Raw genomic sequence first — 26,655 nt, 5'->3', positions numbered from 1 at the left:
CGACAATCAAAGAATACAGCAAAGCGGCCCTCTTTGGGGGCCGCTTTTCCTTTTGATAACGGCTGATCGCCGCTTATCGCGCCAGTAGGGCCTGCGCGGTCAGCTCATCGGTGATCAGCCCTGTCAGCTTGCCGCTGGACAGCACCGCGTGGATCGCCTCAACCTTACCCGGCCCGCCCGCAATCGCCACGATCCGGTCGCCCTCATTCATGCTGGCGCCCAAGGTGCGCGCGGTCAGGGTGGTCTCCATCACGCCGCCGCTGGCATCAAAGAAATGCCCCAACATCTCGCCCCGCCCGCCGGCAGCGGCGATTTCCTGAATTTCGCTCGGCTCGATCATGCCAGAGCTGACCAGTTGCGCGTCAGGCTCGACCGTGCCGATGCCCACCACCTTCAGATCGGCGCTGTTGGCCATCTCGAAGACCGCGCCCACGCCTTTCTGGTGCAGCATGACCTCGCGATCCTCGACCGAGTTCGCAAAGAACGGCACCGGCATCATAAAGGCCTGCGCGCCGGTCTTTTCCGCCAGCCGGTGCATCACCTCATGGGGGTTCGCTGAAAAGTTCCGTGCCAGCCCGCCAAGCAAGGACACAAAGCGCTGTTGCAGCAACTCCATCCGAGGCAACTGCTGGACCATCGCAGCCAACGTCCGCCCGTGGGCCAAACCGATGACCGCGTAGTCGCCGTTCTCCAATTCGCGCTTAAGATAGCTGGAACCGGCAAGACCCAAGGTCCGCAGCGGCAGCCCCTCTTCTCCGATGTCGGGCGCAACCTCGCAGAACTCCAGCCCAAAGCGGTCACACAGCGCCACCTCAAGGCCGACGCATTCCACGATATCGCCTTCAACGGTGATCTTCACCGCGCCTTCGGCCACGGCACGGGCGATCAGGCGATGGGCCTTCACCGAAGGGACCCCCAGCCGCTTGGCCACGGCGGCCTGTGTCAAACCGCCCGCGTAATGCAGCCACGCTGCCCGTAGGCACAAAGACATATCCGCATCGATATTTGCGCCGTTCTTGGCCAAACCCTTGATCTCCTGAAAAATTTTACCGATGTTGTAAAAAAATTCCAGAAAGGTAAAGCGCTTTCTAGAAAAAAGGGCGATCCGTGCAGGACCGCCCTTTTCTTATCAGATGCTCTTCGCGTTGCGCTATCAGATGTTGATCGCTGCGACCATGCGGACCGCATGCGCGGCCTCTGCGCCTTTTTTCACGAAGTGGTCATAGTAAAAGCCGGTGTGCTCCTGGCTCGGCTGGAAGTGGTGCGGCGTCAGTGAGACCGAGTAGGTCGGAACGCCGGTCGCCAGCTGCGCGTCCATCAGGCCGGTCACAACCGCTTGGGCCACAAAGTCGTGACGGTAGATGCCGCCATCCACCACCAGCGCGGCGCAGACGATGGCGTCGTACTTGCCGGTCTCACCCAGCTTTTTCGCCAGCAGGGGCATTTCAAACGCTCCCGGCACGTCGATGGTGGTCAGATCATAAGCCACATCAGAGCCATCCATATCGGCTTTGAACCCAGCCAGCGCCTGATCGACGATGTCCGCGTGCCAACGAGCTTTGATGAAGGCGATATTCAGTTTTTCAGTCATGGAACCATCCTTGGTATTATCAAATGGTCCCAAGGCGATAGAAGCCACTGGCCCCGCACGAAGGCGCTGCCACTGACCATCCTCTTCCATCCGGACTTTAACCGTCGGCCCCGGAATTTCACCGGATCTGCTAGACCCTGCCGCTGTGGCAGGCGCTCGCGGGCTATAACCGCCGGTGGGGAATTTCACCCCGCCCTGAGAACGTCTTAGATGTGCCTGCCCCTGCGCCCAAGTTCAAGCACCACAGGCGACTTTTTCGGGCCAAACGCGCCTTTCGCCCCTACGTCGACCTAAATATTCAGGTCCTGCACGCCGCTATCGATGTGCGGCGCCCAGAACGCGATGCTTTCAGCGATCTGCGGAATCACCTCTCTGTCGTTGGGTTCGCGCTCTTTGAACGATAGCTCGAGGCAAATTTCATTGTCCTGCGCCCCGCCCTCTTGAAAAGCCGCCAGCAGCGGTTCGGGCTGGATACGACCCTTAGCGTTGAAGGCGGCGGTAAAGGGACGGTGCCCGCCCTTATCCATCAGTGATTGCTTGATGTGGATGATCGGACTGACCTTCGGCACCGCCCGCGCCCACGCGTAGGGATCAAAGTCATCAGGGTTCGCACTGGTCACATCGCCATGATCGATATCGGCCATCATCCACATGGGGATCGGCATATCCGCGGCAGTCAGGCGTTCTTGCAGCTGCATACAGGCATCGATGGTTTCACCGAATTCACGACCGATGCTCATCGGCTCCCAGAACACATAGTCCAGCCCTGCGCCCTTGGCGTGCTCGGCCACCTCGGCCCAGCAGTCGATGGCGATCTGGATCAGGTCTTCGCGGCGCTGCGCATCGTCATAGTCCTGATAGGTAAAGATCGCGAACTGAGTGCCCACGGACGTACCGCCAAGGTCGGCAATGATGTCCGAGAACGCCTTGAACCAATCCACGTAATAACGCCGCACGTCACGGTCCGGATGGCCAAAGTGGTTCAGCCGCCCGTAAGGCCCCGTCATGCCGCTGGTCACGCGCACACCGGTCCGGTCCATCGCCGCCTTCATCTGGCGGGTCAGACGGCGGATGGTGCTGGCCTGCCAGCTGGGATTGATAAACTCATGGGTAAGCTGCAAATCGCGAATTTTCAGATCGCGCGCGACGGTGTCAATAAAATCATCAGGGTCAGCGAAACGGTTCACCAACGGATTGGTGTTCAAAGAAAGTGTCAAAGCCATGGGTTACGCCGCTTTCTGGAACTGTGTGTCAAACCACTCGGTAAAGGCGGCCTGTTCGGCCTGCGTCAGATGCAAACGGTGCTTGGTGCGCCGCCAGAGGATATCCTCGGCGGTCTGCGCCCATTCGTTTTGGACCAGATAGGTCACCTCGGCCTCATAAAGGTTGCCGCCAAAGTGCCGCCCCAGCCCGTCCAGCGACGTGGCCCCAGCCGCGATCTGCGCGATGCGGGTGCCGTAAAGCCGCCCGTAGTGCTTGCGCAGGACGCGGGGCATCCACGGATAATTGGCCTTCATCTGTTCGCGAAACGCTTCATAGTCGGCGTTCGGCATATCACCACCGGGCAGCGGTGCGGTTTCGGTCCAATCCCCCGTCATCTGCGGGAAGTAGTCGGCGATCTTGTGCAGGCCACGCTCGGCCAGTTCGCGGAAGGTGGTGATCTTGCCGCCGAAGATGTTCAGCATCACCGCGCCGCCTTGATCGTCAATATCGAACACATAGTCCCGCGTCACGGCGCTAGGGTTGCCCTGCCCGTCGTCAAACAAGGGCCGCACGCCAGAGAAGCTTTGCACCACATCCTCGCGCCGCAGCTTTTCCTTGAAATAGCGGTTCACGGCCTTGATCAGATAGTCGATCTCGGACTCATCCGCCGTCACCTCTTCGGCGCGGCCCTCATAGCTGATGTCGGTGGTGCCAATCAGCGCCTTGTCGCCCTCATAGGGGTTGATAAAGATCACGCGCTTATCGTGGTTCTGTACCAGATAGGCCTGCTGCCCTTCCCAGAATTTCGGCACGATAATGTGGCTGCCTTTGACCAAACGCACGTTGCGGGTCGAGTTTGATCCCGCGACGTTGTTGATCACCTGCGACACCCACGGCCCCGCCGCATTCACGATGCATTTGGCGCGATAGGTACGCTCTTCGCCCGTGACACTGTTCTTGGTGGTCACGGTCCATGCACCACCTTCGCGGCGGGCACTGGTGCAGGCAGTGCGGGTCAGAACCGTTGCGCCACGCTCGGCAGCGTCCACGGCGTTCAAAACCACAAGGCGGGCGTCATCGACCCAGCAATCGGAATATTCAAAGCCCCGCGTATACTGATCCATGATCGGCGCCCCTTCGGGATCGCGGCGCAGGTTCAGGGTGCGGGTGCCGGGCAGCTTTTTGCGCCCACCAAGGTGATCGTACAGAAACAGCCCCAACCGCACCAACCACGCTGGCCGGTCATCGGGCGAATGGGGCAGGACAAAGCGCATGGGCCAGATGATATGGGGCGCGGCGTTCATCAGCACTTCACGCTCGATCAGGGCTTCGCGCACCAGACGGAATTCGTAGTACTCCAGATACCGCAGGCCCCCGTGAACCAGCTTGCCCGAGCGTGAAGAAGTCCCCTGCGCCAAGTCATCCTTTTCGCACAGCACCACCGACAGGCCCCGCCCCGCTGCATCCCGAGCCACGCCAGCGCCGTTGATCCCGCCGCCGATTACAAACAGATCGACCATCGTTTCGGTCATGGCTTAGCTCCTCTGGGACGCGAGGGTTGCGTCCAACGTCATGTCAGTGTGTTCGTCATGGGGATCGGTCGCCTGCACCCAAGGGGCGCGGGGATCCCCCGCCAAAGTGTCCCAGACAGGCACCATCGCCTGACGGGTGGCCACATAGGCCGGATAGTTCCGGTCATAGATTGCCGAGAGGTCCGCATCGGGGGCCTCGGGTGCGCCAAGCAGCGGCGTCACCCATTCCGCGATGCAATCATCCATCGTGTCGTAGGCCCCGATCGCGACAGCGGCCATCATGGCGCAGCCCGCCGCGCCTGCCTCATCCCGCTGGGACACGCGAACGGGCGCTTTCACGCTGGCCGCCAGCACGCCCCGCAACGCGGCAGAGCGTGCCGCCCCGCCAGTTAGGCGCAATTCGGTCGGCGCATCGCCCATCGCCGCGTAGCAATCGCGTGCTGCCATCCCCAAACCTTCGACCACGCCGCGCAACAGATCAGCAAAGCGATGGTGTGCGGTCAGGCCGACAAAGCCCGCTCGGGCATTGGCATTCACGAACGGCCCACGCTCGCCCGCCTCTGAGATATAGGGGTGGTACAAAATCTGGCCCGGTTTGCTCTGGGACAACCAGCCTTCGATGTGCTGGACCAGCTCGGAATATTGAACCTCTCGGCCCGTGGCGCTCATCAGATCAGCGGCAAGGCGCAAGGCCCAGTCAATGTTCAACGTCGCCGCCATATTGGTCTGGACCTGAGTCACAATGCCCGGCACAGGCAGCGCGATCACATAGCCGGTGCCTTCCGCATTCAGATGCACCTGATCTGAGGGTTTGGCCAACATATGCACGCCGGTCGAGCCCACGGTCGAACAAGCCGCCCCCGCGTCACCCGTATGCACGCCAGCCCCCAGCGCGGTCATCACCATATCCACATAGCCCAGTGACACAGGCGTTCCGGCCAGAAGGCCCGTCTGCGCCGCAGCATCAGCCGTTAAGGAGTGCGTCACCTGCGACCCATCCACCACAGGGGGCAGCAGGTGCCGGCGGTGGGTAAGGCCCAAAGCCTCGATCACCAGATCATCGTAGTCGCGGGTGCGGAAGTTGCCGAAGGTAAAGCTGCATTCCGACGGGTCCGTCGCCCGCTGACCAGTCAGACACAGATAGAGCCAGTCCTTGCAGTGCAGCGCGACCTCGGCTTGATCCAGAAGATGGGGCGCGTAGCGGTCCATATGGGCCATCTGCGTGCCCTGTTGGCAGGTGTTCAGACCAGTGCCAGTCGCCTCGAACCGCGCACGGTTCAACTCACCCGCCGCCAGATCCTGCACCGTAGGGGCCGCACGCGCATCCAGCCACAGCCATGCATTCGAGACCGGCGTGTTGCCCTGCCCCACCAGCCAAGTACCATCCCCTTGCGCCGTCACCGCTACAGCCGCCGTGCGCCGCGCCAGACCGTCGACCTTTTCGCCCAAACCGCGCAGAGCCGCCGCGCAGTCATCCCACGTGCGCCCCAAGGACTGGCAGGCGGACCCGTCTGCGCCGGTCAGATAGTGGTTCAGCACCGACGCGCTTTCCAACTGACACCCCGCCAGATCAAAAGCGACAGCCTTGATCACGGACGTGCCCGCATCGATTCCGATGATGATGTCCTGTTGCTGTGACATCGCTCCTCCTGCTGCCAGCGGCAGGCGCAATGCCCCTCCGCAAGCAATCAAATCATTCTCCTCCGGCCCGACACATGCGCAGCGGACACCCTAGGGCATCCAAAAATCGCAATAAGTGCAAGGCGCAGCGCCACAGGGGCGCCGATCTATCACAGACATAACGTAGAAAAATATTTCTGTACATGTAATTTTTTTCTTCCGTCGAAAAATTTTTCAGTTAAGGTTCATTCCTATCAGCGGGGCGTTCCCGCCGAATCTGACGAGTTTCAGCGCAGTTTTGACCCTATATCTGGGTCTTTATGGTTTTGCGCCCGGCACTGACGGCCCTTTTTTGCCCTTGCGGGCAAACGGGCTGCGCCCTTGGAACCGGCGGATCAGGCGGGAAAGTCATCGCATTTGACGGGGAAAGCCGGTCGATCCTATCGCCCGGAGCCCCCTCTTATAACATAATTATATCACAGCCCCATGGGCTGGCGATCCGGACCAACGCGCAGTGGAGGGCGCGCCGGAGCGCAAACCGGAGGAGACACCATGAGACTGCATCACACGCCTCAGCCCGCGCCGCTGCGCGACATCTGACACCTGCCATTGAGCTGAAACAGGGCGGCGCCACCCGTATGGGGACCGCGTGCTGCCCTGATCTCACCCATGAAAAAGGGCCACCGCATGAGTGCCAATCTTTCCCAAACCCGCGCCCCTGCTCGCGCCAGTAAAGGCCGGATGATCGCAGGTGCTGTCGGCATCGCGCTACTGGCGGCGATGGCGCTGGATACAACTGTTGTTCGCATCGGATCAGAACAGGACGCCCGCCAGCAGGGCTTTTCCCCCGACGCGTTCGGGGCCGAGAAATTCCCTGAAATCCGCGATTTCGTGAAGGCTAAGGCGGTGGACGCCAAAACCTTCTTTGATGCCGCAATTGCCGACAAGACCGCTGCTGGCACCAAATACGGCACGCCCGCAGGCATCGCCCCTGTGATCCCTGTGACCTTCACCGGCGTTGTCGGCGAAGGGAAATCGGGCACCTTCTACGTCAACATCGACGGGATGCAGGACGCCAAGGTCCGCGTGCAGACCGGCCCTGCGGTAAACGGCACCGACCTGCGCGATGCCACCGGCAAAATCGAGTTCGGCGCCTTCACCAACCAGATCGAATACCAGAACGCCGGTGCGGGCATTAACAACGTCATGAAGGCCGAGGTTCTGGAAGGGCTGGACCGTGACTCGCTGACCGGCAAAACCGTTGAGGTGACCGGCGTCTTCAAGATGATGAGCCCCAAGATGTGGCTGGTCACGCCTGTGGAGTTCACAGTCAAATGAACGACACGCCCCAAGCAAATCCGGACCTAAGAGAAGTGGTCATGGCCGCCCGCGATGTGGCCAAGTCCTACGGCAACGTCCATGCCCTGAAAGGCGTGAACTTTGACATCCATCGGGGTCAGGTCACCACGCTATTCGGCGAGAACGGCGCTGGCAAATCCACCCTGATGAAGATCCTCTCGGGTGTGATCCAACCCACCCGTGGCCAGATCATTCTGGACGGCGCGCCGATCAGCTTTGCCTCCAGCAGCCACGCGCAGGCGCTTGGTGTGTCGATCATCCACCAGGAACTTAGCCTCGCGCCGAATATGAATGTGCGGGACAACATCTTTATGGGCCGCGAAATCCGCACACCCACCGGCATCGACTATGCCGAGGAAGAGCGCCAGACCCGCCTGCTGATGGAGGAACTGGAAGAGGACATCGATCCCCTGACCCCCGTCGAGGAACTGCGCCTTGGCCAACAGCAGATCGTTGAAATCGCACGCGCGTTGTCGGTGAACAGCCGCATCCTGATCATGGACGAGCCGACCTCGGCCCTGTCAGCCAGTGAGGTTGAGGTGCTGTTCAAGGTCATCCGCGACCTGACAGCGCGGGGCGTGTCCATCGTCTATATCTCGCACCATCTGGAAGAGGCACTGACCATCACCCACCATGCGGTGGTGCTGCGGGACGGCACGATGACCGCCTATGCGCCCCGCGACCAGATCGATCTGGAATGGATCGTCCGCAATATGGTGGGCGAGAACTTTGATCTGGGATCGCCCCCGACCGGCTACGATTTCGGCGCCCCTGCCCTGTCGATCAAAGACCTGACGGTTATGGACGAAGGCGGCGCGGGCTACGCGGTGGTGGACGGCATGTCACTGGATATCCAGCAAGGCGAGATCGTCTGCATCTACGGCCTCATGGGCGCTGGCCGGACCGAGATGATGGAGACCGTCGCTGGCAGGCTACGCCAAGCAGGCGGCACCATCCATCTACACGGGCAAGAGGTCAGCCACCTGTCGCTGGCCCAGCGGATAGAGGCAGGGCTTTGCCTTGTCCCCGAAGACCGCCAGCGCGACGGCCTTGTCCAGACCATGAGCGTCGGACAGAACCTGTCGCTGGCCAGCATCCGGCAGTTCACGCGGGGACTGTTTACCTCGCGCAAGGACGAAGGGCTGCTGATCACCGACACGATCCGCGATGTGACCGTGAAAACCGACGGCGGCGACGCGGCCATCGGATCGCTCTCGGGCGGGAACCAGCAAAAGGTGGTCATCGGCAAGATGCTGGCCACCCACCCTACGGTGATCATGCTGGATGAGCCCAGTCGCGGCATCGACATCGGCGCCAAGGCCGAGGTCTTCCGCCTACTGGCCGAGCGCGCCCGCAGCGGTCTGGCCGTCCTCTACTCCACGTCGGAAGTCAGCGAATGCCTGTCTATCGCCCACCGCATCATCGTGATGCACAAGGGCCGGATCAGCGCTGTTTTCGGCCCCGACGCCACCAAAGAACAGATCATGGCCGCCTCCGGCGAGTCCGTGGCCGCCTAACCAGTTTCAAACGGAGCCCCCGATATGTCCGATATCAGCTCAACCGCGAAAACCCGTTCCAGCGCAGGCCGAGGCGGCTTTGACATCGCCCGCCTTCTGCTAGAGGGCCGCGCCTTTTTCGCCCTGATCGCGATCATCGTGATCTTTTCAATCCTGTCGCCCTACTACTTCTCGGTCAGCAATTTCCTGACCATGTCCAGCCACGTGGCGATCTTCGGCTTTCTGGCCATTGGCATGCTGCTGGTGATCCTGAACGGCGGGATTGACCTATCCGTCGGCTCGACCCTTGGCCTCTGCGGCGTGGTCGCGGGCTGGCTGATGCAAGGCGTCACGATCGAGGCCGCAGGCGTCATCCTTTACCCGCCCGTCTGGGCCGTGGTGGTGCTGACGCTGATCCTTGGCGCGGCTGTGGGGGCAGTGAATGGCGTGCTGATCGCCTTCTTCAAGGTGCCTGCCTTCGTGGCGACCCTTGGCGTCATGTATGTGGCCCGTGGCATTGCGTTGCTGATGACCAATGGCCTGACCTTCAACAACCTTGCGGGCAAGGCGGACTTTGGCAACACGGGCTTTGACTGGATCGGGTTCAACCGCATCGGCGGCGTGCCCATCGGCGTGATCATTCTGGCCGTGCTGGCCGTGGCCGTTGGCCTGATGCTGGCCCGTACCGCCTTTGGTCGCTGGCTATATGCCTCGGGCGGCAACGAACGCGCCGCTGAACTGTCCGGTGTTCCGGTCAAGCGGGTGCAGATCGCAGTCTACATGATCTCTGGCGCATGTGCGGCCATCGCGGGTCTGGTCCTGTCCTCGCAGTTGACCTCTGCCGGTCCCACCGCTGGCACCACCTATGAGCTGACCGCCATCGCGGCTGTCGTTATCGGAGGCGCGGCCCTGACCGGCGGACGCGGCACCATCCGCGGCACAATGCTGGGGGCCTTCGTGATCGGCTTTCTTAGCGATGGCCTCGTGATCATCGGGGTCAGCGCCTACTGGCAAACCGTCTTCACCGGCGCAGTGATCGTCCTCGCGGTGCTGCTGAACAGCATCCAGTACAAAGCCAAACCGCGCAAATAACCGAAATTCCGGGTGGTGGACCAGATGGGCACAGGAGGAGCCCACCCCACCCAGATCCGCCGGACGTCCGGCACCACCACAGCAAACCACATCTCAGGGAGAGACTTTATTATGTTCACCAAAGGTAAGCAGATCCTGCTCGCAGCAGTGGCAACCGCACCTCTGATGGCCGGCGGCGCATGGGCCGAGGGTCTGATGACCATCATCGTTAACGATCCGTCGAACCCCTACTGGTTCACCGAAGGCGAGGTTGCCAAAGCCACCGCCGAAGAACTGGGCTATGAAGCCAAGGTCAGCGCCCACAAAGGCGACACCAACACCGAAAGCACCCTGATCGACACCGCAATCACCAACAAATCGGCGGCGATCATCCTTGACCCCGCAAACGCGGACGGCTCGATCGGCGCGGTCAAAAAGGCCATCGACGCAGGCATCCCCGTGTTCCTTGTGAACGCAGAGATCAACGAAAGCGGTCTGGCCAAGGCTCAGCTGGTGTCGAACAACGCCCAAGGCGCGGCGCTGGGTGCGATGCACTGGGTCGAATCCGTGGGCGACGCGGGCAAATACGTCGAGCTGTTCGGCGCTCCGTCGGACAACAACGCGCAGACCCGCTCGAACGGTTATGAGACCGTTCTGACCCAGTACCCCGACCTGGAAAAAGCGGCGATGGAAGTGGCCGACTGGGACCGTACCAAAGGTTACAACAAGATGCAGTCGATGCTGCAAGCCAACCCCGATGTGAACGCTGTGATCTCGGGCAACGACGAAATGGCACTGGGTGCCATCGCGGCGCTGAAAGAAGCAGGCAAGCTGGACGGCGTGATCGTCGGCGGCTTTGACGGCTCGCCCGATGCGGTCGAAGCCGTGAAATCGGGCGAGATGGCCTACACCGTGCTGCAGCCCGTGGCTGTCTTCTCGGCCGAAGCTGTCCGCCAGGCAGACCACTTCATCAAGACCGGCGAACTGGCCGTGGATACCGAAAAGCAGCTGTTTGACTGCATGATCATCGACCAGAGCAACGTGGCCAACTACACCGCGCCCTTCGTTCTGTCGAACTAAGACCTCCTCCCATCGGTCACGATGGATCGGGCGTCCCCACGGGGGCGCCCATTTTGTTTGGCGGCACAAAAAAGCCGCCTGCGCAATGCTGCGCGGCGGCCTTTCAATCGGATCACAGCCGGATCAGTTGGTCGGGATCGAAACCCGCAGCATGACCGTTTCCAGCCCCATGTTGCTTTCATAAATCCCCGCGTTCGAGCGGTGGTCGTAGCCAAGGCCCACACGCAGACCATTGCGGGCCTCATAGCCCAGTTCGATCCCCGAGCGGAATTCGATCAAACCGCCAAGGTCCACCCCATCGCCCTGAAAATAGACGCCGGGCATGGCGTGCAACTGCATATACGCCCCTTCAAACAGCGGCATTGTGTAGGCATGGCCCACACCGAACCACACATCCTGATCATCGGTCACCGACAGGCCGTAGATGGTCTGGAAAGGCCCGTGCGCTAGGCTGGTGTCGTGGCGGATGTAGAATTCCTGCCCATAAGGGTCTTCTTGGAAATAGGTCTCTGCCGCCGAGAAGGACAGATGGCTGTCCACAGTGTTCTTGGCCAGACAGCCTTCGTTCGGGCAATGGTTCTGGGTCATGTCGAAAAGGCCCAAGGCCAGTGTCAGGACTGCAAAGGTTCCGTCTGCCACGATGTATCTCCTCAATTGGTCCGGCCTTCGTCGGACCCAACCTGTTCTCACCTAGAAACAGGAAAAATCCGCGCGGTTCAACAAAGTTAGGCCAGCTTTGCGCATTTGACCTGCAACCGCGGCATTTCTGCCCAAGCCAGATTACAGATCCAGCAGAGCCTCTAGCATGCCATCCAGCGAATACAGCACCGCCGAGGCGCCCGTGTCCTGCAAATTTTGCGCATGGGCCGCGCGCATACCATCCAGATGACCGCCCCCGACAAAGCCCACGGCCCGCATTCCGGCGGTGACCGCGCCGGTAACCCCAAGGGGCGAGTCCTCCATCACCGCACAGTCCTCCGGCAAGACCCCAAGACCCTCTGCCGCCAAAAGGAAGATATCGGGCGCGGGCTTGCCGCGCTGGACCATTTCGGCGCTGAAACCAGTGTCAATGAACCAATCCGCAAGGCCGCTGTGCTGCAAGGTAAAGCCCATCCGCGACACAGAACCACCCGTGGCAATCCCCACAGCGATGCCGCGATCCTTCAGGTCTTGCAGCAAGGGCAGCACCCCGTCGATCCGGCGCAGGTGGTCAGGATAGGCCGCACGGAGCCGCCCCTCGATCCGCCCCGCGAACCCGTCGGCACAAGGACGGCCCGAGCGCTGTTCAACATGCGCTTTGATACGCGCCAGTGAACAGCCCAGAAAGTTGTCGCGGATTTCCTCAAAGCTGGCATCGGCCACGCCTTCGGCTTTCATCTCGTCCACGATGGCCTCAAGCACCAGCCGTTCGCTGTCCACCAGACAGCCATCCAGATCAAATATGATCGCCTTGATACGTGTCACGCGCATTTCCTTCCCTCAACTTCGGCATACGTTAGCGGAAACATGCCCGAGCGCCAGAGGACATCTGCCCGCATCCCCGCAACACAGCGTTCCCTTTCCGCTAAAACCCTTGCGCGAATGGTCGGCACGGGATAGCAGCAGCGCCTCTCATTGCTCCAGAGGACACGCCCATGACCGCCCTACCCCTTGCCATCGACTTTGGAACCTCGAACTCGGCGGCGGCGATTTGGCAAGATGGTGCGGTGCGCCGCCTCAGCATCGAAGACGGTGATGAGACCCTGCCCACGGCAGTCTTCTTTCCCGTCGGCAAAGCGCCGATGATGGTGGGGCATGCAGCGGGACAGGCGCTGATTGACGGCGAAGAGGGCCGCTATATGCGGGCACTGAAAAGCGTGCTGGGAACGCCCCTGCTGCACGAAAGCCGCCTGCTTGGCGGCAAGCGTCGCACGTTGGCCGAGATCATCACCGCCTTCCTCATCCGCGTCAAAGAACGGGCCGAGGCGCAGGCGGGCATGACGTTTGACACCGCCCTGTCGGGTCGCCCCGTGCGATTCCATTCGAACAATGACGCCGCCGACGCGCAGGCCGAGGCAGACCTGCGCGGCTGCTATATGGCTGCCGGTTTCAAGGACGTGCATTTCATGGCCGAACCCGAAGCCGCCGCCACTGCTTGCCACCAGATGGGCAGCGCCAGCATCGGTCTGATCGTGGACATCGGCGGCGGTACCAGCGACTTTTCCGTCTATGAAACCGGCGCGAACGGCATGCGCATTCTGGCCAGCCACGGCATCCGCCTTGGGGGCACGGACTTTGACCACGCGGTCTCTATGTCTCACGCCATGCCCCTTCTTGGCCACGGATCGGAACTGCGCCGCGAGATGGGCGACGGCCTGCTGCCCGTGCCGAACGCGCTGTTCACCGAACTGTCTACGTGGTCCACGATCCCATTTGTCTACACGCCCGAAACCTTGCGTCTTGTGCGTGACATGCTGCGCCTGTCGGAAAGCCCTGAAAAGCTGAAGCGGCTGGAAACAGTGATTGAGGACCAGCTTGGCCATGAGTTGGCCTTCGCGGTCGAGGCCGGAAAGATCGCGGCTAACAACGGCGAACGCTCGGCCATCAAGATGGGCTATATCGAACGCGGCCTAGAGGCGACCATCACCACCGGCAGCATGAACAGGGCACTGAACGATTACAGCTTCAAACTGAAAGAGGCGATGTACCAGACCCTGATGCATGCAGGCGTGACGCCGGATCGCATCGGCTCGGTCATTCTGGTGGGGGGCTCCAGCCTGATGAAGCTGGTCGAGAATGAGGCCCGCGCGGTTTGCCCCATGGCAAAAGTCCACCGGTCTGAGGCCTTCACCGCCGTCGTTGACGGTCTGGCAATAGCAAGCGGGGCGCTCTGACGAACGCCCCGCTGCCGTGAGTGGTGGTCAAACCTGATTAGTTCAGGTCAAACCGGTCGGCATTCATCACTTTGACCCATGCGTTGACGAAATCGCTGACGAAACGGTCGGCCATATCGTCCTGCGCGTAGACCTCGGCAATCGCCCGCAGCTGCGAGTTCGAGCCAAAGACCAGATCCACACGGGTGCCGGTCCATTTCACATCGCCAGTCGCGCGGTCACGGCCTTCGAACACGTCTTCCTTATCCGACACGGCTTTCCATTCGGTGCCCATGTCCAGCAGGTTGCGGAAGAAGTCGTTGGTCAGCGCGCCGGGCGTCGCGGTGAAAACGCCATGCGCCGCGCCACCGTGGTTTGCCCCCAGCATCCGCATACCGCCAACCAGCGCGGTCATTTCCGGCGCAGTCAGGCCCAGCAGTTGCGACTTGTCCACCAGCAGCTCTTCTGCGGTGACCGAGAAGTCGCGCTGCAGGTAGTTGCGGAAACCGTCCGCCTTGGGTTCCATCACGTCAAAGCTTTCCGCATCGGTCTGCTCTTGGCTCGAGTCCGCACGGCCAGCGGTGAAGGGCACGGTCAGGTCGCGGCCAGCGGCCTTGGCACCTTGCTCGACCCCGACCGAGCCACCCAGAACGATCAGGTCCGCGATCGACACGGGCTTGCCGAAGCCTGCCTTGATGTCCTCATAGACCGCCAGAACATTGGCCAGTTCTGCGGGCTGGTTCACGTCCCAATCCTTTTGGGGTGCCAGACGCACGCGGGCACCATTCGCACCGCCACGCATGTCCGAGCCGCGGAAGGTCGAGGCCGATGCCCAAGCGGTGGTGACCAGTTGCGATACGCTCAGACCCGAGGCCGCGATCTGCGCCTTCAGCTCTGCCACATCCGCATCACCCAGCGCGTCGCCAGCGGGGATCGGATCCTGCCAGATCAGATCTTCTGCGGGCACTTCCGGACCCCAGTAGTTGGCCTTGGGGCCCATGTCGCGGTGGGTAAGCTTGAACCAAGCGCGGGCAAAGGCATCGGCGAACTGATCGGGGTTCTCATGGAACCGGCGCGAGATTTTCTCATATGCCGGATCGGTGCGCAGGGCGATATCGGTGGTCGCCATCATGGTCTTGACCTTGCCGCTGCCGTCTACTTCGGGGGCCAGATCTTCGTCTTTCACGTCGACAGGCGTCCACTGGTAGGCACCGGCGGGGCTTTTGGTCAGCTCCCACTCATAGCCGAACAGCATGTCGAAATAGCCGTTGTCCCACTTGATCGGGTTCGGCGTCCACGCGCCCTCAAGGCCCGAGCTGATGGTATGCACGCCCTTGCCGCTTTCATGGGTCGAGGCCCAGCCAAAACCTTGCGAGGCGATATCCGCACCTTCGGGCTCTGCACCGACCAGCGCGGCATCCCCTGCCCCGTGGCATTTGCCAAAGGTGTGACCACCTGCGACCAGAGCAACGGTTTCCTCATCGTCCATCGCCATCCGGCCAAAGGTGTCACGGATATCGAAGGCAGCCGCAGCCGGATCGGGTTTGCCGTCGGGGCCTTCGGGGTTCACGTAGATCAGGCCCATCTGCACGGCGGCCAGCGGGTTTTCCAGATCACGCTCACCGCTATAGCGGCTGTCCTTGTGGCTGCTGTCGGCCAGCCAGGTGTCTTCTGCGCCCCAGTAAATGTCCTCTTCCGGCTCCCAGACATCGGTACGGCCTGCGCCGAAACCGAAGGTCTTGAAGCCCATGCTTTCCAGCGCCACGTTGCCGGTCAGGATCATCAGGTCGGCCCACGAAATGGCGTTGCCGTATTTCTGCTTGATCGGCCACAACAGGCGGCGCGCTTTATCAAGGTTCACGTTGTCCGGCCAGCTGTTCAGCGGCGCGAAACGCTGGGTCCCCGAGCGCGAACCACCACGGCCATCGCCGGTCCGGTAGGTGCCGGCGCTGTGCCACGCCATACGGATGAAGAACGGACCATAATGGCCATAGTCCGCAGGCCACCACTCTTGGCTATCAGTCATCAGCGCGGTCAGGTCGGCCTTCAGCGCATCATAGTCCAGCTTCGAGAACGCATCCTTGTAGCTGAACGCATCCCCAAGCGGGTTCGACGCAGGCTGGTTCTGGTGCAGGATTTTCAGGTTCAGCTGGTTGGGCCACCAGTCGCGGTTCGACCGCATATCCATCCGTGTGTTCAACGAGCCGCCGTGGATCACCGGGCATTTGCCGCCAGAGATATCGTTACCGTCCATTGTTCGCTCCAATCGTAGCTGAGGCCGCCCGAAGCGGGCAGCAAGGTATCCATCCGAGACAAGGAGAGGCCGCGGCCATCTCTCGATCGCCGCGCCGAACGCCTTAAAAAGCTGGCTTTGAAGCCTCCTCATGTCTCCCTGCGACCAAGGTAGTGAGTCGGATCGATAATGAAAATTTCTGATTTTTAATCGGCGTGATAATTTTAACTTATGAAAGTTGCGCTTCGTCAGTCGAAAACGCCGCAGTGGCCAAAGATGTGGCACGCTCTATGCTATTCTTTTGTTCACCAGCCAAAAGAATACCGCCTGCACCGACACCACCGAATGCAGTTTTCGCTGCAATGCAGCATAATGGAAGCACCGCCCTCAAGCCTATGAAAGGATCAAGATGATCGAGCTTCTCTTCACGGCCTGCCTTGCGTCAGAGCCGTCCCAATGCGAACAGCGCAGCCTGCTGTTCACCGATATTACACCGATGACCTGCATGATGGGCGCACAGCCCGAGCTGGCCAAATGGCAGATGACCCACCCCACGTTTCAAGTTCAAAAATGGCAGTGCCGCACCCTTAACCTGAACGAGCAAGACGCCTGACTGCGGACACGCGGCCCTTCAAGGGAGGGACCGGTCGCGTGCCGCTTCTGCTTACTGAATTGTAATATCGACCCGCTGGCTCTCGCCCGAGCTACCTGGGATGCGCAGGAAATACTGCCCCGGCTTGATCGCCAGAAACTCGATCTCCATCTCACCTTCTTCATCGAACTCGACGCTTTCCAGCCCGAACGGGCGCACTTCCAGTCCGTTGATTACCACTTCGTTCACCCAGATCGCCCGAAAGAACCCCGGCCCTTCAAGGCCAAGCTCACCCGTGCCGTCTGCTTCGATCTCCAGCTCATACATGGTGCCGGATTTCAGTGTGATCGGCCCCTCGGCCAAGGGCTTTCCGACGGACAAAGTGATGCCCGGCATCTCGCCCGAGTTATTGGACGACAGCACCCCTGCAAACCCATAATCATGCGCTGCTACGGGCAATGCCAGTGCGGCCACAAACGCCGCCAAAATCATCGACTTCATTTCTCTCTCCCTTAGAAATCAGTTCGGCGTCACCACAACGCCCCAAGGCTGCTGACCCACCTGAATGGACTGGATCGCCTTTTCCTTGGCCACGTCGATCACGGTGATGTCGTTCGAATTGCCGTTGGTGGTCAGCAGGTATTTCTGGTCCGGCGTGAACGCCATTTGCCACACGCGCTGCCCCACAAGGATGTAATCCACCACCTCAAGGCTTTCCCCGTCGATCACAGCCACACGGTTCGCAGGCCCCAAGGCCACAAAGATACGGCTACCATCATCTGTGACGCGGACCCCGACAGGCTGCAGCCATTCAGGCAAAACCCCTGCCACCTCAAACCCGATCTTCTTGGAAAGGGTCGGTGTGCCATCCTCGGCGATATCAATCACCGACACCGTGCCGCCAATCTCAGAACTGACAAAGAGCCGCTTTCCATCCCGCGTGTATTCAACATAGCGCGGGCGCTGGTCCACAAGGATGTTGTGCTTGATCTCGTAATCGGCGGTCGAGATAAAATGCGCCATGTTGGTGGTTTCCGAGGTATTCACCACAAAAGCACTGTCGGGCGAGATCGCCATGCCTTCAGGTTCCACCCCCACGGGGATCTCGGCCAGAATGGTGTGGCTTTCAGTGTCGGTCACCGTGACCAGATTGTCGTCCTCATTGGCGATATACAGCGGGTTGCCGCTGGGGTGCATGGTGAACAGCTCGGGGTCCGGCCCTGAGGGCAGCGTGTACAGCTCTTCGTAGGTTTCGCTGTTGAACACCCGCACTGTGTCATCGTCGGACGCGCAGACATAAAGCAAGCTGCCGTCAGGGCTAAGGGTAATGCCGCGCGGACGGTTACCTGCGGCGAACTCGGTCTCGACGGTCCAGCTGTCGGTGTCGATCACCGTGACCGTGTTGCCACGTTCGTTCGAGACAAAGGCTTTGCCCGCCATCGCCCCCGAGGCGGTCAGCAGGATCAGGGCGGTGCTGGTCAGTAAGGATTTCATACGGCCTCCCAAGGGGATCAATCAAAAGCGGTGCAACGGGATTCAGGACGGTCCAGACCCAGCGTATCAAGCGGCGAGACCTGATGCAGAAAGCCGTCTTGTGGGCTAACGCTGACCGTGATGCGGCTGTCATACAGCAGGATCGGCTGGCGCATCTGGCCGTTCCAATTGCGGAACGTCACCTTCTGGCCCTTGAAAGCCGCCAGTTCGAACTCGTCCCCCAGCATATAGTCGCGCAAGGTCGCAGGATCGTTTGATGCGGTGCGGGTCACGGCCTCGCCGATCACGCGCAGGGCCAACCAGACCTGATAATCCACCTCTTGGGAATAACGCCCTGTCAGCGCCTCAAAACGGTTCTGGAACTGGGTCGCGCCCCATGTCTCGTTTCCTGCGTGAAAGCTGACCGGCCGTAATCCGGCGCTGCCCATCACAGGGCGAGGGTCCCACAGGTGGTACGGCAGGTAGGCGGCGAAATAATCGGTACCATCGGCGGCCATCACCACGTCATGCTTGTCCAGCCCCTGCATGAAGGTCGGCAACTGGCGCTGCACCAGAACATGTCCCGAATCTGTCCGGCGAGAGCCGCCAGTATCCTCGAACACCCGCTCTTCCACGATCTTGGCCCCGAACTTGGCGGCGGCGCGGCGATAGCTGGCGGCCAGTTCTTGATCGGCAGGGTTTGACCCTTCGATCAGCACCCAGCGGGGCCACTTTTTCCACATGGCGAACTGGGCCACTGCATCGGCGCTCATGTTATTGGAGGGCGAAATATGCAGCATGTTGGCGCGGCACGCCTCATCACGCAGGGCGTTGTCCCGCGCACCCGCGTTCAGCACCAGCGCACCGGCAGCCGCAGCCTGATCGGCCAGCGCCACCGTGTCAGGTCCGTCTGCGGCCAAGACCACCAAGCGCACCCCATCCGCCAGCATCGCCGCCAGCGCATCGGACGCCCCCTCGGGCGCGGCAACCTGCGTGACCGTTTCATAGGTGTGCCCCAGAAAACGGCCTGTGGTGGAATTGTCTTCATCGGCCAACAGCGCCCCTGCCAGCCCCAAATCATCAGGCCGCAGATCAAAGCGCGAGATTGGCAGCATCGCCGGATAGTCCACACGCAAGACGCCTGCACGCACCTCGACCGCTTGGGCAGTTGCTGCACCGAAAAGCCCAAAAACACCTGCCACTGCGACTGCTTTAATCGTCTGTAACACGATGCCTCCCTGCTACGCATTTCCCCGAGAAATCAAGCCTCTTCCCGACCTTGACAGAGGCATTGCCCCCCGTGACCCGATACTTTCGGAGCAATTGAATGCGATGGCATACGAAGCCCACCATCATCCTTATGAAGTGTTATGTGATCCCTCTTCTACTTGCCCTTTGCCCCGCCACGGCCCATGCCGCTGACGCGGGCAAAGTGGCGTTTTTCGGGATCACCTATCTGGACACCTCATTGCAGTCCGAAGCCTTTGGCCAAGACCCCGCCGAAGTGGCGCGGATCAAGCTTCTGGAAGATCTGGTGCGCCAGACCTTTACAGAACAGGGCTACAACTTGCTGGACCTTTCGCCAATTCAAGAGCAGCTGGACACGGTGGTGAACCCAGCCAAATGCTATGGATGCGACGCCCGCATGGCCACCAAACTGGGCGCGGACTACGCGCTGGTGGGCGAAGTGCAAAAGGTCTCGAACCTGATTCTCAGCATGAACCTGCAACTGCGCGATGCGGCCAGCGGGCAGACCGTGAAGGGCCGCGTAGTCGATATCCGCAGCAACACGGACGAAAGCTGGCTGCGGGGCATGCGCTACATCCTGAAGAACGCGATATTCAAAGACGAGATGGGAGGAAAACCATGAAACGACGTCATTTCCTGGCGGCTGCGGTTCTGGCCGCTTTGCCGGGGATTGCTCTGGCCCACGGGCCCTCAAGGCAAAAGGTCACCCTGACCGCCGATGTGGCCGCAGACCCTGCCGCCGTCTGGGAGGCCATTGGCAACTTTCAGGACATGAGCTGGCATCCGGCGGTTTTCAGCACCGAAGGCACAGGCGGCAATGACATCGACGCCACCCGCCATCTGGTGCTTGGCCAGGAAGGCGGCCCGACCATCGACGAGGTGCTGTATAAGTACGACGCGGCGAAGATGACCTATTCCTACCGGATCACTGACGTATTGGTCGAGGTTCTGCCCGTCACCAACTATTCGTCCCACCTAACCGTGAAGCCCCGCGCCGAGGGCGGATCAACCGTGGAATGGCGCGGTGCCTTCTATCGCGGCTATCCGAACAACGATCCGCCGCCCGAACTGAACGACGAAGCGGCCGTTGCCGCTGTCACAGGGGTCTATCAGGCAGGGCTTGATGCGCTGGTTGAACGCTTCGGCGCGCCATAGTGTTCTGGCGTTGATACTGGCCGCTCTGCCCGCACAGGCAGAGCGGGCCTATATCACCTGCCAGAATGGCAATGCCCTAAGTCTTTTCGATCTGGATACCGGACAGGAAACGGCTCGTTGGTCCCTGCCCGGCCAACCTGCGGGCATCGCAGTCGGAACGGATGCAGTCTTTACCGTGGCCCCCGAAGGCAAGGTTGTCCGCCGTCACACCCCCATCACCGGAGAGATCACAGCCGAGGCCCATCTGGACGGCGGCCCAACGGGCATCGCGCTGGACGAACGGCGCGGGCGGGTCTTTGTGTCGGACTGGTATAACGCGCTGGTCTGGGTTTTGGATGCCGCCGACCTCTCGGTCCTGCGCATCCTTGAAACCGGCGCCGCGCCGGCGGGGCTGGCCGTGTCAGATGACGGCAGGCTGATTGCCTCGGCGGATCGGGATGTGAATCAGGTATCTTTGTTCGACGCCGAAACGCTGGCGCTGATCGCCCGCATCTCCGTTGGCATCCGCCCCTATGGTCTACGATTTGCCCCCGACGGGCGGCTGTTTGTGGGCAATGTGGGCACCAACGATCTAAGCGTCATTGACCCCGAAACCGCCCACGTCATCGCCACAGTCCCCGTGGGCGAGCGCCCCTATGGTGTGACCTTCGCCAAGGGCCGCGCCTTTGTGACCAACCAATACGCCAACACCCTCAGCGTCATTGATCTGGCCACCCTGACCCCCGTCGCGACGATCGAAACCAACGAATACCCCGAGGGCATCGATACCACCGCAGACGGGCGTGTGATTTTCACCAACTGGTTCGACAACACGGTGCAGGTTCTGGACCCCGACACCCTAGAGATCACGGACAGCTATGACACCGCCGACGGCCCCCGCGCCTTTGGTCGCTTTATTGCGGATCACTGATCGGGAAAGGGTGCAATTGCTCTAGCGGGTAGTTTTCAAAGGCCCAACCGTCCGTGCCGTCGGGATACCAGTAAACCGTGGTGTAGCCTTCCGCCAAAGCGCGCTTGGCTGCGTTCCACGACATCCAGCACTCTTCCAGACAGAAGAACAGCAGCGGGTGGGCCGGATCATCATCCGTCACTTGCGCCAGTGCATTCAGGAAATAATCCAGCGTCACATCCGCCAGATCACCGTAGCCGGTGTTGGGCAACCAGATCGCTCCGGGGATCGAATGGCGCGGCTTGTCCCGCCAAAGGGTGCCTGCGGGCAGATTGTCGGGCTTGGGTGCTTGCGGCAGCACGTCCACAAAGGCCGCCCCACCGCTTTCCCAAAGCTGATAGGCGGTTGCCGTATCCACCACCGTACCGCCTGCCAGCGTCTTAGGCACCGCACCGCGATAGGCATCCAAGCGGTATCCTTCCGGCTCGGGCTCGGCCCCCATGGCGGCTGCGGGCAGCGCAACCAAGAACGCAGCCCGCAGCCAACTCACTGGGAGACCTCCAGAACCTTTTGGCCCTGAGCATCCAGCATAGGAACACCCGCCTCTGCCAGAATTGCATCGATCCGGTCCTGATTGCGCCGGATCAGCGAATTGAGTTTGCGCTGCCAGACTTTCTCACCCTGACGGACGCCCATGGTGATGCGGTAGAACATCTTGGGCGGCAGAGTTTCATGGATCAGTGGCGTGACCTTCATCTGCGGATAGTCGTCCTTGGCCAGCGGCCCACCGATCGGCCCCCAAAGGATCGCCGCATCGATCTTGCCCGCCGCCAGATCAACCAGCATCTGCTTGGAGGGGCTTTCATGGCGCGTGTCCACGGTCAGCTGATAGGGCCGCGCTTTACTGATCAGTCCGTTGCGGGCCATATGGTTGGCAGGCGGCGTTCCGGCGACCACACCGATCACCTTACCCTTGAGGGCGGGATCGGCCAGTTCGGTCACCGCAGCCAAATCGCCATCCGAAGGCGTGATCAACACGAAGCCAGAGGTCAGATAGTGATTGGTGTTCAGCACCATCTCATGGCCTTGGGCGTAGCCCATTACCACATCACATTTCGCCGCCTTCAGCGTGTTGCGAATAAAGCCGGTGGCCATAGGGTACCACGTGTACTGCACGGGCAACCCAAGCTCGCCCGCGATCAGCTCGGCCAGCTTGTTCTCATAGCCGTTGCCGTCCTTATCCGAGAGCGGATAGTTCGCCGGATCGGCGCAGACGCGCAAGGCGTTGTGCGATACCAGATCCGAGGTCTGCGCCCCTGCCCCGGTGGTCTGACACAGGATCAGTGTCAGACCAGCCACAAGGGCAGCCGCGCAGTTACGAACCCATGCAGGCATTTTCTGCATCGCGGATCTCGTCGGATTTGGCCTCTTTCTTGGCGGGACGGCCACGGGGCACAGCCTCCATGCCGCGCGCTTTCAGGTAGACGTAAATGTCATCCAGATAGCACATCACGTTGGCATTGGTGCCGAAGGCGGGCATCACCGAGTTATCTGCCGCGTCCACCCGCTGGCGGCCATTGGTCGCCACATCGACGAAGTCGTAGTAGTCCAGCGTCAGTGCCGACTTTTTCAGCGCCGGGGCATAGGTCGAGCCCTCGCCATCCGGGCCGTGGCAGACGTGGCATTCAGAATGGTAGCGGCGGAAACCGGAAAAGGTCAGCCAATCCACTTCACCCGCGTCACTGATGTTGAACGTCGGGACATCGTCTTCGGTGTAATAGCGGCCACCCTCTTCGTAAGAGACGGCGATGTTCGGATCATCGAGCGAGATTTTGTCCTCGGCCAGCGCGCCCTGCGCGGTCATCAAACCTGCGGCGGCTATGGCGAGCACTGTGAAACCCTGTCGGCTCATATCAAATTCCTTGGAAGATTGGTGTCGGGAGGGGCCAGTACCGGCCCCTCCGCATGTTCAAGGATACGCTTGCGATCAGTTCGGCAGCGCGAAGACAGTCAGCTGGCCACCCAGAGCGGTGTAGTCGCTGAGCGCCGAATAGCCGCCCACAGCACCCAGACCGTCGTTCGGGTTGGTCAGACCAGCAGCCAGACCGATGCCGGCCCATCCGCCAACACCCGACAGGATGCCGATGTACTGCTTGCCACCATGCTCATAGGTCATCACGTTGCCGATGATGCCCGAGGGGGTCTTGAAGCGGTACAGCTCTTCGCCAGTTTCAGCCGAAACAGCCTTCAGGTAGCCTTCCAGCGTGCCGTAGAAGACCACGTCACCAGCGGTTGCCAGTGCGCCCGACCAGACCGAGAACTGCTCGGGGATCGACCAGCGGATTTCACCTGCAATGTTGTCCCATGCGATGAAGTTACCCATGCCGCCATGGCTGTCCGGTGCCGGATACATCGCAAGGGTCGCGCCCACATAGGGCTGGCCTGCGGTGTAGCTGACGCGGAAGGGTTCATAGTCCATGCAGACGTGGTTGGTCGGCACGTAGAACAGCTGGGTTTCCGGCGAGTAGGACGCCGGCTGCTGGTCTTTCGAGCCAAGCGCCGCGGGGCAGATACCGGTCGAGTTCACGTCTTCGCCGTTCTGCTCGGTCGAGTACTGGGCCAGAACTGCGGGACGACCATAGGTCGGGGACGCAGGGTCCATATCCACACCAGAGGTCCAGTTCACAGCAGGGTCATACTTTTCTGCGGTGATCAGCTCGCCGGTCAGACGGTCAAGGGTGTAGCCCAGACCATTCCGGTCAAAGTGGGTCAGCAGCTTGCGCGGTGCCCCATCAACATCCTGATCGGTCAGGATCATTTCGTTGATGCCGTCATAATCCCATTCGTCATGGGGCGTCATCTGGTAGACCCACTTGGCCATGCCGTCATCGGGGTCACGGGCAAAGATGGTCATCGACCAGCGGTTATCACCGGGACGCTGCGAGGGGTTCCATGTCGAGGGGTTGCCCGAGCCGTAGTAGATCAGATCCGCTTCGGGATCATACGAATACCAGCCCCAAGTGGTGCCGCCACCGATCATCCACTGATCGCCTTCCCAGGTATTGGTGCCCGAGTCCGCGCCCACAGGCTGACCCAGATGGGTGGTGTTCTCGGGATCAAACAGGATGTCGCTGTCCGGACCCATCGAATAGGCGCGCCATGCAAGGCTGCCGTCCGCGATGTTATAGGCGGTTACCGAACCACGAACGCCGAATTCACCACCCGAGATACCGACAATGACCTTGTCCTTCACAGGCATCACGGTCGCAGTGTTTGTCTCGCCAATCGCAGGATCGCCGTTCTTGACCGACCAAGCGACTTCGCCGGTGTTGGCATCCAGCGCCACAACAGTGGTGTCCGCCTGATGCAGGAAGATCTTGCCATCCGCGTAGGCCACACCGCGGTTCACGGTGTCACAGCACATCACGGGGATAACGTCGGGATCCTGCTTGGGTTCGTACTTCCACTTGATCTTGCCCTCATTGGCCAGATCCAGCGCGTAGACGATGTTCGGGAACGGGGTGTGGACATACATGGTGTCACCCACCACCAGCGGCGAGCCTTCGTGGCCGCGCAGAACGCCGGTCGAGAAGGTCCAAGCAACCTGCAGATCGCCTACGTTCTCCGCGTTGATCTGGTCCAGCTGGCTAAAGCGCTGGTTGGCGTAGTCACCGGTCTGGATCGCCCACTGAGCGGGGTTGGCAATCTGAGTGGTCAGGTCGTCGTTCGCGTAAGCCACTGAGGCTGCGCTGAGCGCTAGACCTGACGTAAGTAGTCTTAAAGTTCTCATTTCTCTCTCCCTGATTTTGCGGTGTTAATCACCTTGGGTGCAGGGCGGTTTGCCGCCCTTGGTGTCTGCGTCCGGATTGTTCTCCTCCCACCGGGCGCCGACCTTTCTTCACTGATCGCCAGACCAGAAAATTACTCGGTAAACGTAGACAGATAGGCGATCACGTCGGCGCGCTCGGTATCCTTGCGCAATCCAGCAAAAGACATTTTGGTCCCCTTGGCGTAGTCACGCGGGGCGGCCAGAAATGCGTCCAGTTCTTCAGGCGTCCAGCTCTTACCCTCGGCCCCCATGTCGACCAGCGTGCTAGAGTATTCGAAGTCTGCACCCGTGCCGACTGTCCGCCCGACAACGCCGTTCAGAACAGGGCCGGTCTTGTTCTCAGCGCCATCGCCGACAGCGTGGCAGGCTTTGCATTTCTTAAAGACTTTCTCGCCTTTACCCGCATCGCCTTCGGCCAGCGCCATCTGCGCCGGAACCGCCAGTACAAGGGCGAGGCCAAGGATCTTTTTCAACATAGTGAACCTTTCTTGCGTATCAGCTCAGACGCTCGGCGTGCCAAGCGACGTGGTCGCCAGCGAAGGTGCTGACGAAGTAATAGGAATGGTCGTAACCGGCCTGCATCCGGAAGCTGCCCGCCTGACGGCGACGCGCCATTGCAGCGCTAAGGGCTTCGGGCTTCAGCAGGTCCAGAAACTGGTCCGAGGCGCCCTGATCGATCAGGATATCCCCCTGCCAACCGTGCTGTTCCAGCAAGAGCGTGGCATCATGGGCGCTCCAGTTTGTCTCGTCATCCCCCAGATAGGCCGAGAGCTGCTTGCGCCCCCAATCCGAGTTGGTGGGGTTGGCGATCGGCGCAAAGGCCGACAGCGACTGATACCGATCGGGATTGCGCATCGCGATGGTCAGCGCCCCGTGCCCGCCCATAGAATGGCCGGTGATGCCGTGCCGGTCGTTGATCGGGAATTCCTTCTCGACCAGATCGTACAGTTCTTCGGTGATGTACTGGTACATCTGGAAGTGGGGCCGCCAAGGATCGCAGGTCGCGTTCACATAAAAGCCTGCGCCCTGCCCCAGATCATAGGCCTCATCATTGGCTACACCCTCACCACGGGGAGAGGTATCGGGGAACACAATCGCGATGCCGTGGCGCGCGCAGTGTTCCTGAAACCCGCCTTTGGTCATGGCGTTCTCATGGGTGCAGGTCAGACCGGAAAGGTACCACAGAACCGGCACCTCCCCGTCTTCGGCCTGCGGAGGCAGATAGACCGCGAAGGTCATCTCTGTATTGCACGCCGTCGAGTTGTGCTTGGCGACGATCTGACGGCCGCCGAAACTGCGATTTTCAGAAACGACCTCCATCATACCCACCTCAGAACTCGACCACCGCGCGGATGGATTTACCCGCGTGCATCAGTTCGAAGCCTTCGTTGATGTCTTCCAGCTTCAGCTTGTGGGTGATCATCGAGTCGAT

Annotated in this window: 26 protein-coding genes and 1 riboswitch; of the genes, 9 read left to right on the top strand and 17 right to left on the bottom strand. The window is 60.9% G+C overall.

The window, feature by feature from the left end:
• Positions 1–73 precede the first annotated feature (73 nt).
• The 5 genes from CLV74_RS17520 to CLV74_RS17500 all read right to left on the bottom strand — a co-directional run bounded on the left by CLV74_RS17520 (position 74) and on the right by CLV74_RS17500 (position 5,967).
• Positions 74–1,024 carry a sugar-binding transcriptional regulator gene (locus tag CLV74_RS17520; protein WP_245888590.1) on the bottom strand — a complete coding sequence of 317 codons (951 nt, stop codon included), beginning with the start codon at positions 1,022–1,024 and terminating at the stop codon, positions 74–76.
• A gap of 129 nt (positions 1,025–1,153) precedes the next feature.
• Positions 1,154–1,591 (bottom strand): 6,7-dimethyl-8-ribityllumazine synthase, encoded by a 438-nt coding sequence (locus CLV74_RS17515; protein ID WP_106267350.1) that lies wholly within the window; start codon positions 1,589–1,591, stop codon positions 1,154–1,156.
• A gap of 74 nt (positions 1,592–1,665) precedes the next feature.
• Positions 1,666–1,798: riboswitch (FMN riboswitch) on the bottom strand.
• A gap of 83 nt (positions 1,799–1,881) precedes the next feature.
• A complete protein-coding gene (locus tag CLV74_RS17510) occupies positions 1,882–2,814 on the bottom strand; it encodes a sugar phosphate isomerase/epimerase family protein (RefSeq protein ID WP_106267348.1) in 933 nt (310 codons plus the stop codon).
• Between the two features lie 3 nt (positions 2,815–2,817).
• Positions 2,818–4,326 carry a glycerol-3-phosphate dehydrogenase gene (locus CLV74_RS17505; protein WP_106267346.1) on the bottom strand — a complete coding sequence of 503 codons (1,509 nt, stop codon included), beginning with the start codon at positions 4,324–4,326 and terminating at the stop codon, positions 2,818–2,820.
• Between the two features lie 3 nt (positions 4,327–4,329).
• Positions 4,330–5,967, bottom strand: coding sequence for an FGGY-family carbohydrate kinase (locus tag CLV74_RS17500; protein WP_106267344.1), 1,638 nt, complete (start codon positions 5,965–5,967; stop codon positions 4,330–4,332).
• 666 nt (positions 5,968–6,633) lie between these two features.
• On the opposite strand from CLV74_RS17500, the gene CLV74_RS17495 reads away from it, so the two are divergent.
• The 4 genes from CLV74_RS17495 to CLV74_RS17480 all read left to right on the top strand — a co-directional run bounded on the left by CLV74_RS17495 (position 6,634) and on the right by CLV74_RS17480 (position 10,952).
• The gene (locus CLV74_RS17495) at positions 6,634–7,284 is read left to right on the top strand and encodes a DUF2291 family protein (protein ID WP_106267342.1); all 651 of its coding nucleotides are present in this window, start codon (positions 6,634–6,636) and stop codon (positions 7,282–7,284) included.
• Entirely contained in the window at positions 7,281–8,822 is a 1,542-nt protein-coding gene (locus tag CLV74_RS17490; protein ID WP_106267340.1) for a sugar ABC transporter ATP-binding protein, read from the top strand. Before CLV74_RS17495 ends, CLV74_RS17490 begins: the two co-directional genes overlap by 4 nt.
• Before the next feature lie 24 nt (positions 8,823–8,846).
• Positions 8,847–9,893, top strand: a complete 1,047-nt coding sequence (locus tag CLV74_RS17485) for an ABC transporter permease (protein WP_106267337.1) — start codon at positions 8,847–8,849, stop codon at positions 9,891–9,893.
• A gap of 111 nt (positions 9,894–10,004) precedes the next feature.
• Complete coding sequence (locus tag CLV74_RS17480; protein WP_106267335.1) at positions 10,005–10,952, top strand: D-ribose ABC transporter substrate-binding protein; 948 nt, start codon at positions 10,005–10,007, stop codon at positions 10,950–10,952.
• A 123-nt stretch (positions 10,953–11,075) separates the two neighbouring features.
• On the opposite strand, the gene CLV74_RS17475 is transcribed toward CLV74_RS17480, so the two are convergent.
• Both CLV74_RS17475 and CLV74_RS17470 read right to left on the bottom strand, forming a co-directional pair.
• Positions 11,076–11,591 carry an acyloxyacyl hydrolase gene (locus tag CLV74_RS17475; protein WP_245888589.1) on the bottom strand — a complete coding sequence of 172 codons (516 nt, stop codon included), beginning with the start codon at positions 11,589–11,591 and terminating at the stop codon, positions 11,076–11,078.
• A gap of 141 nt (positions 11,592–11,732) precedes the next feature.
• Positions 11,733–12,416 carry an HAD family hydrolase gene (locus CLV74_RS17470; RefSeq protein WP_106267510.1) on the bottom strand — a complete coding sequence of 228 codons (684 nt, stop codon included), beginning with the start codon at positions 12,414–12,416 and terminating at the stop codon, positions 11,733–11,735.
• Positions 12,417–12,586: 170 nt separating this feature from the next.
• Here CLV74_RS17470 and CLV74_RS17465 point away from each other — a divergent pair, with 170 nt between their 5' ends.
• Entirely contained in the window at positions 12,587–13,825 is a 1,239-nt protein-coding gene (locus tag CLV74_RS17465) for an Hsp70 family protein (protein WP_106267331.1), read from the top strand.
• Positions 13,826–13,862: 37 nt separating this feature from the next.
• Here CLV74_RS17465 and katG read toward each other — a convergent pair whose 3' ends face one another.
• On the bottom strand, positions 13,863–16,058 hold the full coding sequence (katG, locus tag CLV74_RS17460) for a catalase/peroxidase HPI (RefSeq protein ID WP_106267329.1): 2,196 nt from the start codon (positions 16,056–16,058) through the stop codon (positions 13,863–13,865).
• A gap of 388 nt (positions 16,059–16,446) precedes the next feature.
• Between katG and CLV74_RS17455 the strand changes: the two genes are divergently transcribed.
• Positions 16,447–16,650 (top strand): hypothetical protein, encoded by a 204-nt coding sequence (locus CLV74_RS17455; protein ID WP_106267327.1) that lies wholly within the window; start codon positions 16,447–16,449, stop codon positions 16,648–16,650.
• A gap of 51 nt (positions 16,651–16,701) precedes the next feature.
• Here CLV74_RS17455 and CLV74_RS17450 read toward each other — a convergent pair whose 3' ends face one another.
• From CLV74_RS17450 to CLV74_RS17440, 3 genes are read right to left on the bottom strand one after another with little or no spacing between them, the layout of a single operon-like run.
• Entirely contained in the window at positions 16,702–17,130 is a 429-nt protein-coding gene (locus tag CLV74_RS17450) for a hypothetical protein (RefSeq protein ID WP_106267325.1), read from the bottom strand.
• An 18-nt stretch (positions 17,131–17,148) separates the two neighbouring features.
• A complete protein-coding gene (locus CLV74_RS17445) occupies positions 17,149–18,123 on the bottom strand; it encodes a YVTN family beta-propeller repeat protein (RefSeq protein WP_106267323.1) in 975 nt (324 codons plus the stop codon).
• A gap of 17 nt (positions 18,124–18,140) precedes the next feature.
• Positions 18,141–19,331 carry an ABC transporter substrate-binding protein gene (locus CLV74_RS17440; protein ID WP_425430985.1) on the bottom strand — a complete coding sequence of 397 codons (1,191 nt, stop codon included), beginning with the start codon at positions 19,329–19,331 and terminating at the stop codon, positions 18,141–18,143.
• Between the two features lie 98 nt (positions 19,332–19,429).
• Here CLV74_RS17440 and CLV74_RS17435 point away from each other — a divergent pair, with 98 nt between their 5' ends.
• The 3 genes from CLV74_RS17435 to CLV74_RS17425 are packed head-to-tail and all read left to right on the top strand — an operon-like array spanning position 19,430 to position 21,415.
• Positions 19,430–19,972: a DUF3280 domain-containing protein gene (locus CLV74_RS17435; protein ID WP_245888588.1), complete on the top strand. Its 543-nt coding sequence runs from the start codon at positions 19,430–19,432 to the stop codon at positions 19,970–19,972.
• Positions 19,969–20,505, top strand: a complete 537-nt coding sequence (locus CLV74_RS17430) for an SRPBCC family protein (RefSeq protein ID WP_106267320.1) — start codon at positions 19,969–19,971, stop codon at positions 20,503–20,505. Before CLV74_RS17435 ends, CLV74_RS17430 begins: the two co-directional genes overlap by 4 nt.
• Complete coding sequence (locus tag CLV74_RS17425) at positions 20,474–21,415, top strand: YncE family protein (protein WP_106267318.1); 942 nt, start codon at positions 20,474–20,476, stop codon at positions 21,413–21,415. Before CLV74_RS17430 ends, CLV74_RS17425 begins: the two co-directional genes overlap by 32 nt.
• Here the strand turns inward: CLV74_RS17425 and CLV74_RS17420 are convergent.
• From CLV74_RS17420 to fghA, 6 genes are all read right to left on the bottom strand, one after another.
• Entirely contained in the window at positions 21,399–21,944 is a 546-nt protein-coding gene (locus tag CLV74_RS17420; RefSeq protein WP_106267315.1) for a PQQ-dependent catabolism-associated CXXCW motif protein, read from the bottom strand. The genes CLV74_RS17425 and CLV74_RS17420 overlap by 17 nt on opposite strands.
• A complete protein-coding gene (locus tag CLV74_RS17415) occupies positions 21,941–22,789 on the bottom strand; it encodes a substrate-binding domain-containing protein (RefSeq protein ID WP_106267501.1) in 849 nt (282 codons plus the stop codon). The genes CLV74_RS17420 and CLV74_RS17415 overlap by 4 nt, the downstream gene beginning before the upstream one ends.
• A complete protein-coding gene (locus CLV74_RS17410; RefSeq protein WP_170108092.1) occupies positions 22,770–23,306 on the bottom strand; it encodes a c-type cytochrome, methanol metabolism-related in 537 nt (178 codons plus the stop codon). Before CLV74_RS17410 ends, CLV74_RS17415 begins: the two co-directional genes overlap by 20 nt.
• 75 nt (positions 23,307–23,381) lie before the next feature.
• On the bottom strand, positions 23,382–25,184 hold the full coding sequence (gene xoxF5, locus CLV74_RS17405) for a lanthanide-dependent methanol dehydrogenase XoxF5 (protein WP_106267313.1): 1,803 nt from the start codon (positions 25,182–25,184) through the stop codon (positions 23,382–23,384).
• A 131-nt stretch (positions 25,185–25,315) separates the two neighbouring features.
• Positions 25,316–25,699: a c-type cytochrome gene (locus CLV74_RS17400; RefSeq protein ID WP_106267311.1), complete on the bottom strand. Its 384-nt coding sequence runs from the start codon at positions 25,697–25,699 to the stop codon at positions 25,316–25,318.
• Positions 25,700–25,718: 19 nt separating this feature from the next.
• Complete coding sequence (fghA, locus tag CLV74_RS17395; protein ID WP_106267499.1) at positions 25,719–26,543, bottom strand: S-formylglutathione hydrolase; 825 nt, start codon at positions 26,541–26,543, stop codon at positions 25,719–25,721.
• Positions 26,544–26,655 lie beyond the last annotated feature (112 nt).

Source organism: Donghicola tyrosinivorans, from assembly GCF_003003355.1.
Lineage (GTDB): Bacteria > Pseudomonadota > Alphaproteobacteria > Rhodobacterales > Rhodobacteraceae > Donghicola > Donghicola tyrosinivorans.
Note: the sequence above shows the minus strand (reverse complement) of the source record. Positions and strands in the feature narration are given on the sequence as shown.